Origin of the sequence: Sphingomonas sp. SAFR-052, from assembly GCF_051965015.1 — a bacterium.
GTDB lineage: Bacteria > Pseudomonadota > Alphaproteobacteria > Sphingomonadales > Sphingomonadaceae > Sphingomonas.
The window spans coordinates 116,016-129,540 of sequence record NZ_JBQCMO010000009.1 but is presented as its reverse complement, the minus strand read 5'-3'; the positions used below and the strand labels follow the sequence as shown (position 1 = coordinate 129,540).

At 67.2% G+C, this 13,525-nt stretch carries 14 protein-coding genes; 4 read left to right on the top strand and 10 right to left on the bottom strand.

Features of this window, described 5'->3' with window-relative positions:
• The first annotated feature begins 127 nt into the window (after positions 1-127).
• Complete coding sequence (locus ACTHQV_RS15490; RefSeq protein WP_440491533.1) at positions 128-1,717, top strand: serralysin family metalloprotease; 1,590 nt, start codon at positions 128-130, stop codon at positions 1,715-1,717.
• A 39-nt stretch (positions 1,718-1,756) separates the two neighbouring features.
• On the opposite strand, the gene ACTHQV_RS15485 is transcribed toward ACTHQV_RS15490, so the two are convergent.
• From ACTHQV_RS15485 to ACTHQV_RS15450, 8 genes are all read right to left on the bottom strand, one after another.
• On the bottom strand, positions 1,757-1,960 hold the full coding sequence (locus ACTHQV_RS15485; protein ID WP_242121085.1) for a DUF5818 domain-containing protein: 204 nt from the start codon (positions 1,958-1,960) through the stop codon (positions 1,757-1,759).
• A gap of 11 nt (positions 1,961-1,971) precedes the next feature.
• Entirely contained in the window at positions 1,972-2,172 is a 201-nt protein-coding gene (rpsU, locus tag ACTHQV_RS15480) for a 30S ribosomal protein S21 (protein WP_055997902.1), read from the bottom strand.
• A gap of 88 nt (positions 2,173-2,260) precedes the next feature.
• Positions 2,261-3,019 (bottom strand): alpha/beta hydrolase family protein, encoded by a 759-nt coding sequence (locus tag ACTHQV_RS15475; RefSeq protein ID WP_440491532.1) that lies wholly within the window; start codon positions 3,017-3,019, stop codon positions 2,261-2,263.
• Positions 3,016-4,137, bottom strand: coding sequence for a DUF3182 family protein (locus ACTHQV_RS15470; RefSeq protein WP_440491531.1), 1,122 nt, complete (start codon positions 4,135-4,137; stop codon positions 3,016-3,018). The genes ACTHQV_RS15475 and ACTHQV_RS15470 overlap by 4 nt, the downstream gene beginning before the upstream one ends.
• A 103-nt stretch (positions 4,138-4,240) precedes the next feature.
• On the bottom strand, positions 4,241-5,542 hold the full coding sequence (locus ACTHQV_RS15465) for a cation:proton antiporter (RefSeq protein WP_440491530.1): 1,302 nt from the start codon (positions 5,540-5,542) through the stop codon (positions 4,241-4,243).
• Between the two features lie 119 nt (positions 5,543-5,661).
• Positions 5,662-8,001, bottom strand: coding sequence for a xanthine dehydrogenase family protein molybdopterin-binding subunit (locus ACTHQV_RS15460; protein WP_440491529.1), 2,340 nt, complete (start codon positions 7,999-8,001; stop codon positions 5,662-5,664).
• A complete protein-coding gene (locus tag ACTHQV_RS15455) occupies positions 7,998-8,987 on the bottom strand; it encodes an FAD binding domain-containing protein (RefSeq protein WP_440491528.1) in 990 nt (329 codons plus the stop codon). Before ACTHQV_RS15455 ends, ACTHQV_RS15460 begins: the two co-directional genes overlap by 4 nt.
• Positions 8,984-9,484, bottom strand: coding sequence for a 2Fe-2S iron-sulfur cluster-binding protein (locus ACTHQV_RS15450; RefSeq protein WP_440491527.1), 501 nt, complete (start codon positions 9,482-9,484; stop codon positions 8,984-8,986). Before ACTHQV_RS15450 ends, ACTHQV_RS15455 begins: the two co-directional genes overlap by 4 nt.
• 185 nt (positions 9,485-9,669) lie before the next feature.
• Here ACTHQV_RS15450 and ACTHQV_RS15445 point away from each other — a divergent pair, with 185 nt between their 5' ends.
• Positions 9,670-10,272: a hypothetical protein gene (locus ACTHQV_RS15445; RefSeq protein ID WP_440491526.1), complete on the top strand. Its 603-nt coding sequence runs from the start codon at positions 9,670-9,672 to the stop codon at positions 10,270-10,272.
• 7 nt (positions 10,273-10,279) lie between these two features.
• On the opposite strand, the gene ACTHQV_RS15440 is transcribed toward ACTHQV_RS15445, so the two are convergent.
• Positions 10,280-11,083, bottom strand: coding sequence for a DUF2306 domain-containing protein (locus tag ACTHQV_RS15440; protein ID WP_440491524.1), 804 nt, complete (start codon positions 11,081-11,083; stop codon positions 10,280-10,282).
• A gap of 45 nt (positions 11,084-11,128) precedes the next feature.
• Between ACTHQV_RS15440 and ACTHQV_RS15435 the strand changes: the two genes are divergently transcribed.
• Positions 11,129-11,959 carry an exonuclease domain-containing protein gene (locus ACTHQV_RS15435; RefSeq protein WP_440491522.1) on the top strand — a complete coding sequence of 277 codons (831 nt, stop codon included), beginning with the start codon at positions 11,129-11,131 and terminating at the stop codon, positions 11,957-11,959.
• Positions 11,960-12,053: 94 nt separating this feature from the next.
• Positions 12,054-12,308, top strand: coding sequence for a hypothetical protein (locus ACTHQV_RS15430; protein WP_440491520.1), 255 nt, complete (start codon positions 12,054-12,056; stop codon positions 12,306-12,308).
• Between the two features lie 49 nt (positions 12,309-12,357).
• On the opposite strand, the gene ACTHQV_RS15425 is transcribed toward ACTHQV_RS15430, so the two are convergent.
• Positions 12,358-13,473 (bottom strand): glycoside hydrolase family 43 protein, encoded by a 1,116-nt coding sequence (locus ACTHQV_RS15425; RefSeq protein WP_440491576.1) that lies wholly within the window; start codon positions 13,471-13,473, stop codon positions 12,358-12,360.
• Between the last annotated feature and the right edge of the window lie 52 nt (positions 13,474-13,525).

Genomic DNA, 13,525 nt, shown 5'->3' with positions numbered 1-13,525 from the left:
GGGGGCGATTGCGTGGAGAATATCCGTGGCAGTAGCGCATCCCACAACTCCCTTTTCCGGAATGATATCCGATCAATATTTCGACGGTCCGAACGGACCCGATGCGACATCGATATTGCATCGACTGATGAACGATGGCAACGCCGCAATCGGCGGCATCGACTTGCCCGCTATTGGTGCGGCACCGACGCTGTCCGCCGTACTGCCGATGCCCGCCACCGGTGCCGCGTTCGGCTTCGGATGGGACGCATGGCAGTCGCACCAGTCGTCGCAGACCGCGGCGGCGGCGGAAGGGTGCCAGTGCTGGGGCTGCATGAACGGCGGCACGCCGGACCGGGGGACCGGTTCGGGACCGCAGGCGGCGCTGAACGGCGAACAGCGCGGCGATTCCGGGCCGAACGGCAAGCAGTCGCTGACGATCAGCGAAGCCGCCGCGCAGATCGGCCGCGCCAACCAGACCTGGAACGGTTCGACGCTGGGACAGGCGGCGGAGGTCACCTACGCCTTCCGTGCCAGCGCACCGACGTCGATGCCCAACGGCACGTCGGGCTTCTCGCGCTTCAACGATGCGCAGATCGAACAGGCGCAAATCGCGTTCCAGGCATGGGCCGATGTCGCGCGCGTCACCTTCCGCCGGGTCGACAGCGGCAATGGCTATAGCAACAACGCGCAGATGCTGCTCGGCAATTATTCGAGCGGCGCATCGGGAGCGGCGGCCTTCGCCTATTATCCCGGCAGCGGCGTCGGCGGCGACAGCTGGTACAACAGTTCGCTCAGCTACAATCGCGCACCCGACAACCTGAACTATGGCGGGCAGGTGCTGATCCACGAGATCGGCCATGCGCTGGGGCTCGGCCATCCGGGTGATTACAATGCCGGCAACGGATCGCCGACCTATGCCAACAGCGCCTCCTATTACGAGGATACGCGGCAATATTCGGTCATGAGCTACTGGTCGGAAACCAACACCGGCGGCGACCAGGGCGGGTTCTATGCCGCAGCACCGCTCCTCGACGATATCGCCGCGATCCAGCGGCTATACGGTGCGAACAACACGACCCGCACCGGCGATACCGTTTATGGGTTCAACTCCAATACCGGGCGCGATTATTACACCGCACTATCGGGCAACTCGGCGCTGATCTTTGCCGCATGGGATGCCGGCGGCAACGACACGTTCGATTTTTCGGGCTATGGCAGCGCGCAGGTCATCGACCTGAACGACGGTAATTTCTCCGACGTCGGCGGGCTGAAGGGCAATGTCGCCATCGCGCAGGGTGCGACGATCGAGAATGCGCGCGGCGGATCGGGCGCCGACCGCATCATCGGTAACGAAGTCGCCAACCAGCTGTTCGGCAATGCCGGCAACGACGTGCTGATCGGCGGCGGCGGTGCCGATGTGCTGACCGGCGGCAGCGGGGCGGACGTGTTCGTCTTCACCGCGATTGGCGATTCGACATCGAACGTCCGCGATCGGATCACCGACTTCGCCACCGGCGTCGACAAGATCGACCTTACGGCGATCGATGCCAACCTGTCGGTATCGGGCGATCAGGCCTTTACCCAGGTGTCGCAGTTCACCGGCCGCGCCGGGCAGGCGGTCATCAGCAACAGCAACGGCACGGCGCTGCTATCCCTCGACCAGAATGGCGATGGCGTGGCCGACTTCGTGCTGTCGTTGACGGGGTCGCTGTCGGGTAGCGACCTGTATTGGTGAGCGACCACCGGGGCCGGCATCGCGCCGGCCCCGGCAGGGTCACGCGAGCGTGACGCTGTCGGCGTTGACCAGATCGGCGCCGACCAGCGTGCCGACCAGTCGGACCCGCTTTTCGACTTCATCGACCGGCGTGCGATGCAGTTCGAGCTGATACCGCCCGCCCAGATCGCGTCGCAGGTAGAAGGCACCGCCCTCGCGGATCAGCGTTCCGCTTTCGTCGATGCGGGTGCCGATCGTCGGCATCGCCGAGCGGCTCAGCGGTCGCGTTCGGCGCGCTTGCGGTCGGCCTTGCGTGCACGGCTGATCGCGGCGGCGCGCTCGCGGGCGCGCTTTTCCGACGGCTTCTCGTAATGGCGGCGCAGCTTCATCTCGCGATACACGCCTTCGCGCTGCAGCTTCTTCTTGAGCGCCCGCAGCGCCTGATCGACATTGTTATCGCGAACGATGATCTGCATGATGTACGACGTCCTAAGTTGATTCGAGTCGGCGTGATTCGGCCGCGCTATCCGGCACCGCCTATTACGATTGCCTTACATTTGGCAATCATCGATCGGTCCTGCGGCTCGCACGGACCATTTCATCGATCCAATGCAGCAGCAAGGTGGTGTAGGTCCGCTGGTGCCGTGGGTCGCGCATCGCATGGCTCGCGCCGTGCAGGATCCGGTGGCTGAGCGAGTTGGCGTTGCGGAATGCGGACTGGTAGGACAGCATCGCCTCCCGCGGGATCTGTTCGTCCTTTTCGGATTCGACGATCAGCACGTCGCCGCGAAACGCGGCACAGGCAGCGAGTGCGCGGTCGCCGCGCTCGTCCTGCGGCTGCTGGCGATAGGCACGCACCACCTCCTTGTCGAGCAGCGCCTTGGGCGTGTCCCAATGTTCGTCCGGATATAGCGCCGGCACCCGCAGCGCCATCCAGCGGATCGGCCGCTCGGCGGTCAGCAGCGCCGACAGATAGCCGCCATAGCTAGTCCCGATCACGCCGATGGCGTCCCGGTCGATCAGCGGATGCGCGGCCAGATAGTCGTATGCAGCGACGACATCGTCGAGGCTGTTCTGCCGCGTCACCTCGTTGCGGTCGGCATCGCTGCCGGCATGGCCGCGCAAATCGAAGGTGAAGCAGACGCAGCCCAGCCGCGCCAGCTCCTCCGCCTGCCCGAAATCCTCGGCCTGGTCCCCGCCCCAGCCATGGACGAACAAGAAGCCCGGCACCGGCGCCTCGGGCTCGATCAGCGTGCCGGTCAGCTTCTGTCCGTCGACGTTAAGCGTCACGCGCCCTTCGTCCAGCGTCTCCAGATCGCTCACGCCAGCCGCACCGCATATTTGGTCATCGGCCCGACCACCGGATCGACCCCGCGATAATAGAGCGTCGCGCCGGTCGGCGGGTCGATCTCGGCATAGACTTCGACGGTCGAGCAGCGCACGGCATGGGTATCGGGTTCGTCGCGCAGCGCCTCGAACGCGGCGATCTCCGCGCCGCTCGCGCCGCCGACGCGCCAAGACTGTTCGAGGACGCCGATGCGCCGAACGCCCGCCGCATCGGTCCCCTCGATCACGTCGTAATTGCGCCGGGTCAGCAGCAGGTCGGGATAGGCGAGCCGCGCCGCGCGGTCGAACGTCCCCGCGCACGCCACGGCCCGCGCGATCGCGCTCGGCAGGGGCTTGGCGGCCAGCGTATCGAGCCCGCCGCGCACGACATACAGGTCCGACCCGCCATAGACGTCGCGCCCGTGATGATCGCGGGTCAGGTTCTGGCTGCCCCAATAGCTGATCGTGCCGCCACCGAGTTCGATGATGCCGACGCTGTAGGTCACGACGTCGGTCAAATTCTCCTCGAGCACGATGCCGTGGCGCGCCAGCATCGCGTCGTCCTCGCGCAACAGAGCATAGGCGAGCGCGTCATCGTCATGGACGACGATCTGCCCCAGCCCGGCCTTGGCACACACGTCCTTGATCCGCACCGGCCCGCGCGCCAGCAATTGCCGGCCGGCGGCCAGCGCGTCCTCGCGGTTGAACGCGGTATAGCCGGTCAGCGCGGCATCGCCCATCAGCTCGACCATCGCTGGTGACCAAAGCGGCGGACACTGCGCATCGCGGTGGAGCAGGCCGTGGGTGATCGCCTTGGTCGCAACGAAGGCGGCGGGAACGACCCCGCCCAGTATCTGGTCGGCGCGCCGGATCCCGGCCGCGGCCGCCACCGCCGCCTCGATCGCGTCGCCCGGCACGTGCAGCGTCGCGTCGTCGAGCGGATCGCTTACCTCGACCTCAAGCAAGGCGGCGATCCGTAGCAGCAGCGTTTCGCGCGACCTATGGTCATGGACGTTGCCGCTCGCGCGATCGGCATCGGTCATTGCGGCAACCACCCGCACCGGGGGCAGCGGCGGGATCGTCACGGTCGGGTCGACAGCGGAAGCGTGGAGCATGCCGTTTCGCCTGCATCAGAGGAATGTCGCGCCAACGCACCGCAATCCCGACCGGTTCAGCGCCTCTCCTAACTTCGCAAGCCGTAACGATCTTTGCCGCCCGTCAGGCCGCCGATGGTCGCGCGACGGGTTCCGCCGCTTCATCCTCGTTCAACTGCCCCAGCGCGCCCGCCGCGCGTGCCTTGCGGCCATAGACGATCTCGAACAGCGGCGAGGCCATCAGCGTCGTGACGATCGCCATGATGACCAACATCGAAAACAGCGCCGGGCCGATAATCCCCTTTTGCAGCCCGATATTGATGATGATGAGTTCCATCAGCCCGCGCGCGTTCATCAGCGTGCCGACCGCCATCGCCGTCGCATTGTCCTGACCGGTCGCGCGCGCCGCCGCCCAACATGCGACGCCCTTCGCCGCCACCGATCCGATCAGGATCACGGACGCGACCGCGATCAGGTCGACGCTGTTGACCATGGTCAGCTGCGTGTTCAGCCCCGAATAGGCGAAGAACATCGGCACCAGCAACGCGGTCGTGAACGGTTCGACCTGTTTGCGCACCTCGCGCGTCAACACCCCGCGCGGCATGACACAGCCGAGCAGGAAGCCGCCGAACACCGAATGCATCCCCGCCGCGTCCATCGCCCATGCGCTGAGCCCGAACAGCATCACGACGACCGCCAGCATCGGCTGCGTCACCCGCCCCTCGCGATCGGCCCAGCGGGTCAGCGGCGCGAGCACCTTCGGCCCCAGCAGGATCATGAACGCAGCGAACGCGCCGCCGCCGACGATCGCCTTGATCGCGACCTCGCTGCCGCCGCCGAAGCTCGCCAGCACGATCGCCAGCACCACCCACGCCCCGGCATCGTCGATCGCACCTGCCGACAGCGACAGCGATCCGAGCGGCGTACCGGTCAGCCCGCGCTCATGGATGATCCGCGCCAGCATCGGAAAGGCGGTGATCGAGATGCACGCGCCCATGAACAGCGTCACCTGCAGGCTGGTGATCCCCTTCCCGAACAGGTCGAGGCTCAGCAACCACGGCGTCAGCGCCAGCGCGACCAGGAACGGCGCCGCCATCCCCGACAGCGACACCGCGACCGCGCTCCTCGCGTTCAGCCGGAAATGATCGGTGCGAAACCCCAGCCCGACGAGGAACATGTACAGCCCGACGCCCAGCTGCGCGCAGACATACAGGATCGGCTTGGCATCCTTCGGAAAGATCGCCGCCTGCAGATCGGGCGCGAACAGCCCGAGCAGCGACGGGCCGAGCAGGACCCCGGCGATCATCTCCCCCACCACCTGCGGCTGATCGAGAAAGCGTTTCCCGAACCATCCCGTCACCCGGCACGCGCCGACGATCACGAAAATCTGCAGGAAGAATGCCACGCTCAATTCCGGTAACGCCATCGGCCCCTCCCGCCCATTTCGTTCTGTCCGGCATGCATCGCCGGACTCGATCACGCTGGCAAGCCGGTTTCGGCGACCGGCCGGCATACGTCCTTAAAATCGCTCCGGTTTCTCGCCCGCTACAACAGCTTGTCGAGCGTGATCGGCAGGTCGCGGATGCGGCGGCCGGTCGCGTTGTGGACCGCATTGGCCACCGCCGCGGCGACGCCGGTAATGCCGATCTCGCCGATGCCGTGCGCACCCATCGGCGTGTGCGGATCGGGAATGTCGGTCCAGATCACCTCGATCTCCGGCACGTCGAGATGCACCGGCACATGATATTCGGCGAGGCTGGGGTTCATGATCCGGCCGCTGCGTTCGTCGAACTGCGTCTCTTCCATTAACGCCATGCCCAGCCCCATGACGATGCCGCCGCGAAACTGGCTGGCGGCGGTACGCGGGTTGAGGATGCGCCCGCAGTCGAACGACCCGAGAAACCGGCGCACCCGCACCTCGCCGGTCACGTCGTTGACCCCGACTTCGCAGAACAGCGCGCTGTGCGAATGCATCGACCAGTGCATGAATTCGAGCGGCGGCGACCCCGCCTCGGTCACCTCGATGCTGTCGCGCCCGGCGCGCTTGAGGATCGAGGCATAGCTTTCGCGCCGCGTCGGATCGTCGAGACTGGCGAGGCCACCGCTATCGCTGCCGACCTCCTTCGCCGACAGCCCGGCAAGCGGCGAGTCGTTGCCCGCCAGTTTCAGCAGCTTCGCGGTCAGCGCATTGTGCGCGGCGATCACCGCTGCGCCGATCGCCGCGGTCTGTTGCGATCCCCCGGCCATGATCGCGCCGGGAATGGCGCTGTCGCCATAACCGACCTCGACCCGGTCGAGCGGGAGGCCCAGGCGTTCGGCAGCGACGATCGCGGTCGTCGTGCCGGTGCCCATGCCCATTTCCGCCGCCGCCACCTCGACATGGGCACGCACGTCGTCGCCATCGCGCGTCAGCGTCAGCCGCGCCTTTGCCCCCGGCATCCGGTAATAGGGATAGGTGCCGGTCGCGCAGCCCATGCCGATCCGCCATTCGCCCTCGCGGCGGGTTGCCGTCGCCGGCCGGTCGTTCCAGCCGAAGCGTTCCGCCCCCTGCCGCCACGCGGTGACGATATGCCGCGAGGAAAAGGGCAGGCCCGAGGTCGGGTCCTTGTCCGGCTCGTTCCGGATGCGCAGTTCGACCGGATCGATGCCGAGCTCGCCCGCCAGTTCGTCGATCGCCGATTCCAGTGCAAAGGTGCCGACCGCCTCGCCCGGCGCGCGCATGAAGGTGTTGGCGAGCATCTGCATCCGCGCGATGCCGACGTTCAGCGCGATGTTCGGCACCGCATAGGCCGACCGGGTGCCGAGGATGAACGGTTCGGGCATCGCATTGTGCGGCGTCATCACCGACAGCCCGTCATGGATCAGTGCGGTGAAGCGCCCATCGGCGTCCGCGCCGATCGCGACGCGCTGTTCGGTCAGCGTCCGCCCGCCGACCACCCGGTACACCCCCTCGCGCGACAGGGCGATGCGCACCGGCCGCCCGGCCAGCTTCGCGGCGGCGGCGGCGATCACCTGATGCTCCCACAGCCCCTTCGACCCGAAACCGCCACCGACATAGGGGGAGGTCAGCCGGACCTTGTCGGCCTTCATTCCGAACACCTCGGCCATGGCCTGCGCCTGTTGCGCGACCATCTGGCTGGCGTCGTGGATCACCAGTTCGCCGTCGATCCATGCCAGCGTCGCGGCATGCGGCTCGATCGGATTATGGTTGTGGCGCGGCGTCGTATAGCGCCGGTCGACCTTGTGCGGCGCGGCGGCCAGCGCCGCCTCGGCATCGCCGATCTCGTCGCGCAGCGGCTGTCCCATGAACAGGCCCTGTTCGATGCCCTTCGCCTTCGCCGCCGCCAGCGTCGTCACCGCCGGTAGTTCGGCATAGGTGAAGCGCAGCAGCGACGCGGCATGATCGGCCTGTTCCTGCGTCTCGGCCAGCACACAGGCGATCGGCTGTCCGTTCCAATGGACCTGATCGTCCTGGAAAATCGGTACCGTGTCGGGTCCGACCGCGCTGCCCGACGTGCCGAACATCGCCGGCGTCTTGATGCGCGGCGCGTTGCGGTGGGTCATCACCAGCACCACGCCCGGCGCCGCCTCCGCCGCCGCGCTGTCGATCGCGGTGACCCGACCGCGTGCGATCGTGGCATAGGCGAGCGCGGCATAGACCATGGCGTCGAACCGATACTCGGCGGCGAACGCCGCGCCGCCGCTCACCTTCGGCGGCCCGTCGATCCGCGACACCGGCGTCCCGATCAGCCCGTGCTTGCGCGCGATCAGCGGGTCGGGCACCCCGCCCGGGATCCAGCTGTCGGGGGCCAGCGGCACCAGCTTCTGGAGCGCGCCCATCACCAGCCCCTGAGCGGTCTGTTTGGCGCTGTCGATGATGCTCATGCCGCTGCTCCCGTCGCCAGTTCGCCCAGCACCGCCGCCAGCGTGCGCTGCGCCAGCACCGGCTTGAATCCGTTGTCGCGCAGCGGTTGCGCATCGGCGAACTCGGCCGCCGCCGCCGCGCGGAATGCCGCCTCGCCCGGAGCCTGTCCGCGCAGCGCCGCCTCCGCCTTCGCCGCGCGCCACGGCTTGTGCGCCACCCCGCCGAACGCGATGCGGACATCGGCGATGCGACCCTCCTCGATCGACAGCGCCGCCGCGACCGAGATCAGGGCAAAGGCATAGCTCGCCCGGTCGCGCACCTTGCGATAGGTCGAATGCGCCGCAAGCCGGTCGGCGGGCAGCTCGACCGCGACGATCAACTCGCCCGGCGCCAGCACCGTGTCCAGATCGGGCCGGTCGCCGGGCAGGCGGTGGAACGCATCGAACGCGATCGTGCGCGCGCCGTCCGGTCCCTCGACATGCACCACCGCATCGAGCGCGGCGAGCGCCACGCACAGGTCGGAGGGATGCGTCGCCACGCACGCCTCCGACGCGCCGAGCACCGCATGGATGCGGTTGAACCCGCCGCGCGCGTCGCAGCCCGATCCGACCACCCGCTTGTTACAGCGCGACCCCTCGGTGTCGTAGAAATAGGTGCAGCGGGTGCGTTGCAACAGGTTGCCGCCGACCGTCGCCATGTTGCGGATCTGCGCCGACGCCCCCGCCAATATCGCCCGCGCCAGCACCGGATAGCGGCTGCGCACCGCTTCATGTTCGGCAAGCGCGGTATTGCGCACCCCCGCGCCGATGCGCAGCCCCCCGTCCGGCGTCTCCACGATCGTGTCGGACAGGCCGCTCACGTCGATCAGCCTTGCCGGCCGCGCCACCGTCTCGCGCATCAGGTCGACCAGATTGGTGCCTCCGCCCAGAAACGCGGCCCCCTGCCCCGCCCCCATGCGCAGCGCATCCGCGACGTCGCCCGCGCGGGCATAGTCGAACGGGGTCATGCCACCGTCTCCACGCTCTGGCGGATCGCATCGATGATCCCGTTATGCGCGCCGCAGCGGCACAGATTGCCGCTCATCCGCTCCTGCACCTCGCCCCGGTCGAGCGTGACGGCGGCGGTCAGGTCGGCGGTGACGTTGCTCGGCAGCCCGCGCTTGGCCTCCGCCACCATCCCCAGCGCCGAACAGATCTGGCCCGGCGTGCAATAGCCGCACTGGAACCCGTCATGGTCGATGAACGCCTGTTGCAGCGGGTGGAGCGCGCCCGCCTGCCCCACCCCCTCGATCGTGGTGATCGACCGTCCGTCATATTGGACGGCGAGTGCCAGACACGACAGGATGCGCTCGCCATCGGCCAGCACGGTGCACGCCCCGCACGCGCCCTGGTTGCAGCCCTTCTTGGTACCGGTCAGGTGCAGCGTCTCGCGCAGATGGTCGAGCAGCGAGACGCGGGGATCGGCGGGCGGCGCGACCGCCACCCCGTTGATGATGAGCGACACGCCTGATCTCCGTCCGATGGCTGGATCGCATCAGGCTATCATAGTGCGAATAATTGAAAAGCCGGCATTTTCGGTCCCCATGGCACCAAGGCACGCTACCCGATATGGCGTATTCCCGGCCTGTCGCCTCCCCGGCATCATCGCCATGACTGCCGCCTCGTGCCGGCAACCACAGGAGAGCCGCCATGCCGGATGCCAGGCTGTTGCGTACCTTCACCCGCAAACGTTTCGATCCGTCGCGGATGCGGATCGATCCCGCTCGCCTCGCGGCGCTGCGCGACACGCGCGCCGCGCGGATCGCCGCGCTGCTGGGATCGCAGAAACCCTATAAGCTCGACACGCCATGGCTGACGCTGCGCCCCGACCAGCCGATCGTGCCGGGCAAGGGCTGGGTCGAATATGTCAGCCCCAGCGCGGTCGGCATGGGGCAGTTCGCGGACGGCAGCTACATGTATGCCGCGTTCGACCTGATCTTTCAAAAAGACATGCCCTCCTCCTATTCGGTCGAACGGCCGCAGGTGCTGATCCGCCTCGTCGATCCGCCGGCGGCGACGATGCTGATCGAGGTCGATATCCACTGCTACGACGTCCCGCCTGGCGATCCCGAGTTCGAGATTCAGGCGGCGAACAAGCAGGTAATGACCATTTCCGAAGGGCATCGCGAGACCATCATGTTCCTGATGCGCGACTTCGCCTCGATCCAGTCGGCCTGGGCCACGGGCCAGAAATTCTGGGACCGCGACGGCAACTGGGCCTTTTTCGAAGCGCGGATCACCCCGGTCGACTGACCGGGCATCATAGCGGCGCGCCGGTCACCCCGCTGACGAACCCCGGCCCCCAGAAGCGGGTGACGAACACCCAGGTCGCCAGCACGATGAACAGGCTGGCGGCGATGAGCGCCACGACCGCGCCGATCGCCAGTGCCGAATGAGCCGGGCGGCGGCGGGCGCGGAGGAACAGTTCGGCGACCGCCAGATTGGGCAGGTAGAAGGCGAACGCCATTACCGCATCGAAGCCGCCGCGAAAATCGCTGCTATGCCCGGCCTTGCCCATGGTCAGGAACCACAGTCCATATTCCATCCGGTACAGCCACGATCCGATGACCAGCGCGAACAGGCGGATCGCCCATGCCCGGTGCGCCGCGATCCGCCCGGTCCATGCCCGCTGCCACGCCAGCACCGCGGCGGCGCAGGTGAGCAGCCCGTACAGGCCGAAGCCGATATCCATCACCGGCCCGCCAATCGTGCCGCGCGTGACGATGAACCCCAGGCCCCCCGCCCCGGTCACCGCCGCCGCGACGACGTATACGCGGCCCAGCCAGCGATGCACCCGCGGCCAGCCCCGGCGCACCCGTCCGATCAGCTGGATCGGCCCCAGCAGCAACAACACCCCGCCGGCCACGAAATGCGCGCCGATCGCCGCGGTGCCGACCGGGCCGGCGCGATCGAATAGCGCGGGCAGCGATTCATTCCACTGGTCCGGGTTGCCGCGCAGCGCCGCCCCGCCGAAGAACGCGACGATATAGGCGCCGAACAGCGCCGCGCTGATCCAGGTCACACCGACCAGCAGCACCGCCGCCCATCGCACCGTCCGTTCCATCGCGCCATCTTACGCGGGCGCGCGCGGTCATGCTATGGCGACGCGGTGTCCGTGCCTCTCGTCCCGCCCGTCGATTTCGTCGTCATCGATGTCGAAACCGCCTGTTCGCGCGTCAGCAGCATCTGCCAGATCGGCATCGTCGGCTTTTCCGGCGGGGCGGAGGTCTTCGCCTACGAAACGCTGCTCGACCCCTGCGACGAATTCTTCGTCTCGAACATCCGCATCCACGGCATCACCAGCGACCACGTCCGTGGCAAGCCCAATTTCGCCGATATCCATGCGACGGTCGGCACCTATCTGACCGGCCGGGTGACGGTGGCGCATTCGTCGTTCGACAAGAGCGCGCTTGCCGCCGCCTGTGCGCAGCATGGTCTGCCGCCGATCGAGACGCGCTGGCTCGACAGCGTCGGCGTCGCGCGGCGCGCCTGGCCGGAATTGCCGAGCCACCGGCTCAACATCCTGACCAAATTCCTGAAACTCCGCCACAAGCATCACGACGCGCTGAGCGACGCGCGCGCGGCGGGCATGGTCGTGGTCCGTGCCATGGCCCACACCGGCCACGACCTCGCCACCCTGCTCGCCCCGACGCCCAAGCGCCGGCCTGCGCCGAAAGCCGCTGCCGATGGACCGCTCAAGGGACAGCGCATCGCCCTGCTCGGCGCGACCCGCGACGGTCCGCTCGCGCATCGTCTGGCGGCGATGGGCGCCCGGATCACCGCCGGGGTCGGCACGACCACGACGATGCTGGTGATCGGCAACGCCCAGACCTTCGGCCGCTTCGTCCACGCCCATGCCGATTATCGCCGTGCCGAGGAACTCAACCGCGCCGGCGCGACGATCGCGATCGTCGCGGAGGATGCGCTGCCGACTTCCTGATTCAGATCAACGACTTCTACCGTGCCCTAAGCGTCGGTCGCGGAACGACCGCCCCGCCGCGCCGTTGCGCAGGAACGGACGCAGGAGACACGCCATGGACATCGCCACGACCACGCTGGTGGAACGGATCGCCCGCACCCTTGCCGGGCTGGACCACAGCGCCAACGGTGCAGGGCGCGAGACGTCGGCCGCGACCAGCGTCGACGAAACCTGGCGCGCCTATCTGGCGCAGGCCGATGCGGTGCTCCGGACGATCCGCGAACCCTCCGCCACCATGTCGACGACCGGCGACCCGGCGGTCTGGGCAGCGATGATCGACGCCGCGATCGCCGAGTCGGAAACGGTCTGAAGGAATCGGGGCGGATCGCAGGAAAGAACCCGCGATCCGCCCCCAGTCCTCAATCCTTGAATGGGTTCAGCGTCTCGATCGTCCCGTCGGGGCGGAAGGTCAGTTCGGTGATCTTGGCCGATCGCAGATGGTTTTTGTTCGTCAGTTGCGTATCGTGATATGCCAGATACCATTTGCCGCCGAATTCGAACACCGACCCGTGGCTGGTCCAGCCCTGTACCGGTTCGAGGATGCGGCCGGTATATTTGAACGGACCATAGGGCGTATTGCCGACCGCATAGGCGAGGTAATGCGTGTCGCCGGTCGAATACATGTAATAATATTTGCCGTTCCGCTTAAAGACCCACGACCCTTCGAAGAAGCGCCGGTCATGGTCGCCGCCCAGCACCGGCTTGCCATTTTCGTCGACGATCGTTGCATCGCGTAGCGGCTCGGCCAGCTGCTTCATGTCGGGGCCGAGGCGGGCGACCTTGCCCGACAGCGCCGGCTTGTCGTCCTGCTTCAGGTCGGTGTCGCCGGCTTTGGGGTCGTATTTGCCGGTCGCCCAACGCTGCAACTGCCCGCCCCAGATGCCGCCCAGATACAGATAGCTCTGCCCGTCATCGTCGGTGAACACCGCCGGGTCCATCGAATAGGCGCCCTCGATCGGCTTGCGCTCGGCCTTGAACGGACCGACCGGTGAGGACGAGGTGGCGACGCCGATGCGGAACACGCCCTGTTTGTCCTTGGCCGGGAAATACAGGTAATAGGTGCCGTTCTTGTACGCTGCGTCGGGCGCCCATGCCTTTTCCGATGCCCACGGAATCTGTTTCAGGTCGAGTGCCACCGGATGCACCGTCACCGGCCCGCCCGGCCGGTCCATGCTCAGCACCTGATAGTCGTGCATCGCATATTGGCTGCCCAGATCGTCGTCGGGGATGCCGGCATCGACGTCATGGCTGGGATAGACATAGATTTTGCCGTTGAAGACATGCGCGGACGGATCGGCAAAATACAGATCCTTGACCAGCGGCTGCGCCAGATAGCGCTTGCCCTCGGGACTGCGCGCCTCGTCGCTTGCATTGCCAGGCGTAGCGGCATTGGCCGCGGCATCGTTCTGCACGGCGTTGTTACCGGAACACCCGGCAAGGAGCGCCAATGCGGCCGCAGCCGCCGGCAATTTCATCGAAAGACGCAACAGCCCATCCTCTCATCTTGGTCCGGCGCGGCTGATGCCG

Coding starts and splice junctions, on each gene's coding strand:
- ACTHQV_RS15490 (WP_440491533.1), top strand. CDS start 128: ATGAACGATGGCAACGCCGCAATCGGCGGCATCGACTTGCCCGCTATT.
- ACTHQV_RS15485 (WP_242121085.1), bottom strand. CDS start 1,960: ATGCCGACGATCGGCACCCGCATCGACGAAAGCGGAACGCTGATCCGC.
- rpsU (WP_055997902.1), bottom strand. CDS start 2,172: ATGCAGATCATCGTTCGCGATAACAATGTCGATCAGGCGCTGCGGGCG.
- ACTHQV_RS15470 (WP_440491531.1), bottom strand. CDS start 4,137: ATGCTCCACGCTTCCGCTGTCGACCCGACCGTGACGATCCCGCCGCTG.
- ACTHQV_RS15465 (WP_440491530.1), bottom strand. CDS start 5,542: ATGGCGTTACCGGAATTGAGCGTGGCATTCTTCCTGCAGATTTTCGTG.
- ACTHQV_RS15460 (WP_440491529.1), bottom strand. CDS start 8,001: ATGAGCATCATCGACAGCGCCAAACAGACCGCTCAGGGGCTGGTGATG.
- ACTHQV_RS15455 (WP_440491528.1), bottom strand. CDS start 8,987: ATGACCCCGTTCGACTATGCCCGCGCGGGCGACGTCGCGGATGCGCTG.
- ACTHQV_RS15445 (WP_440491526.1), top strand. CDS start 9,670: ATGCCGGATGCCAGGCTGTTGCGTACCTTCACCCGCAAACGTTTCGAT.
- ACTHQV_RS15440 (WP_440491524.1), bottom strand. CDS start 11,083: ATGGAACGGACGGTGCGATGGGCGGCGGTGCTGCTGGTCGGTGTGACC.
- ACTHQV_RS15430 (WP_440491520.1), top strand. CDS start 12,054: ATGGACATCGCCACGACCACGCTGGTGGAACGGATCGCCCGCACCCTT.
- ACTHQV_RS15425 (WP_440491576.1), bottom strand. CDS start 13,473: ATGAAATTGCCGGCGGCTGCGGCCGCATTGGCGCTCCTTGCCGGGTGT.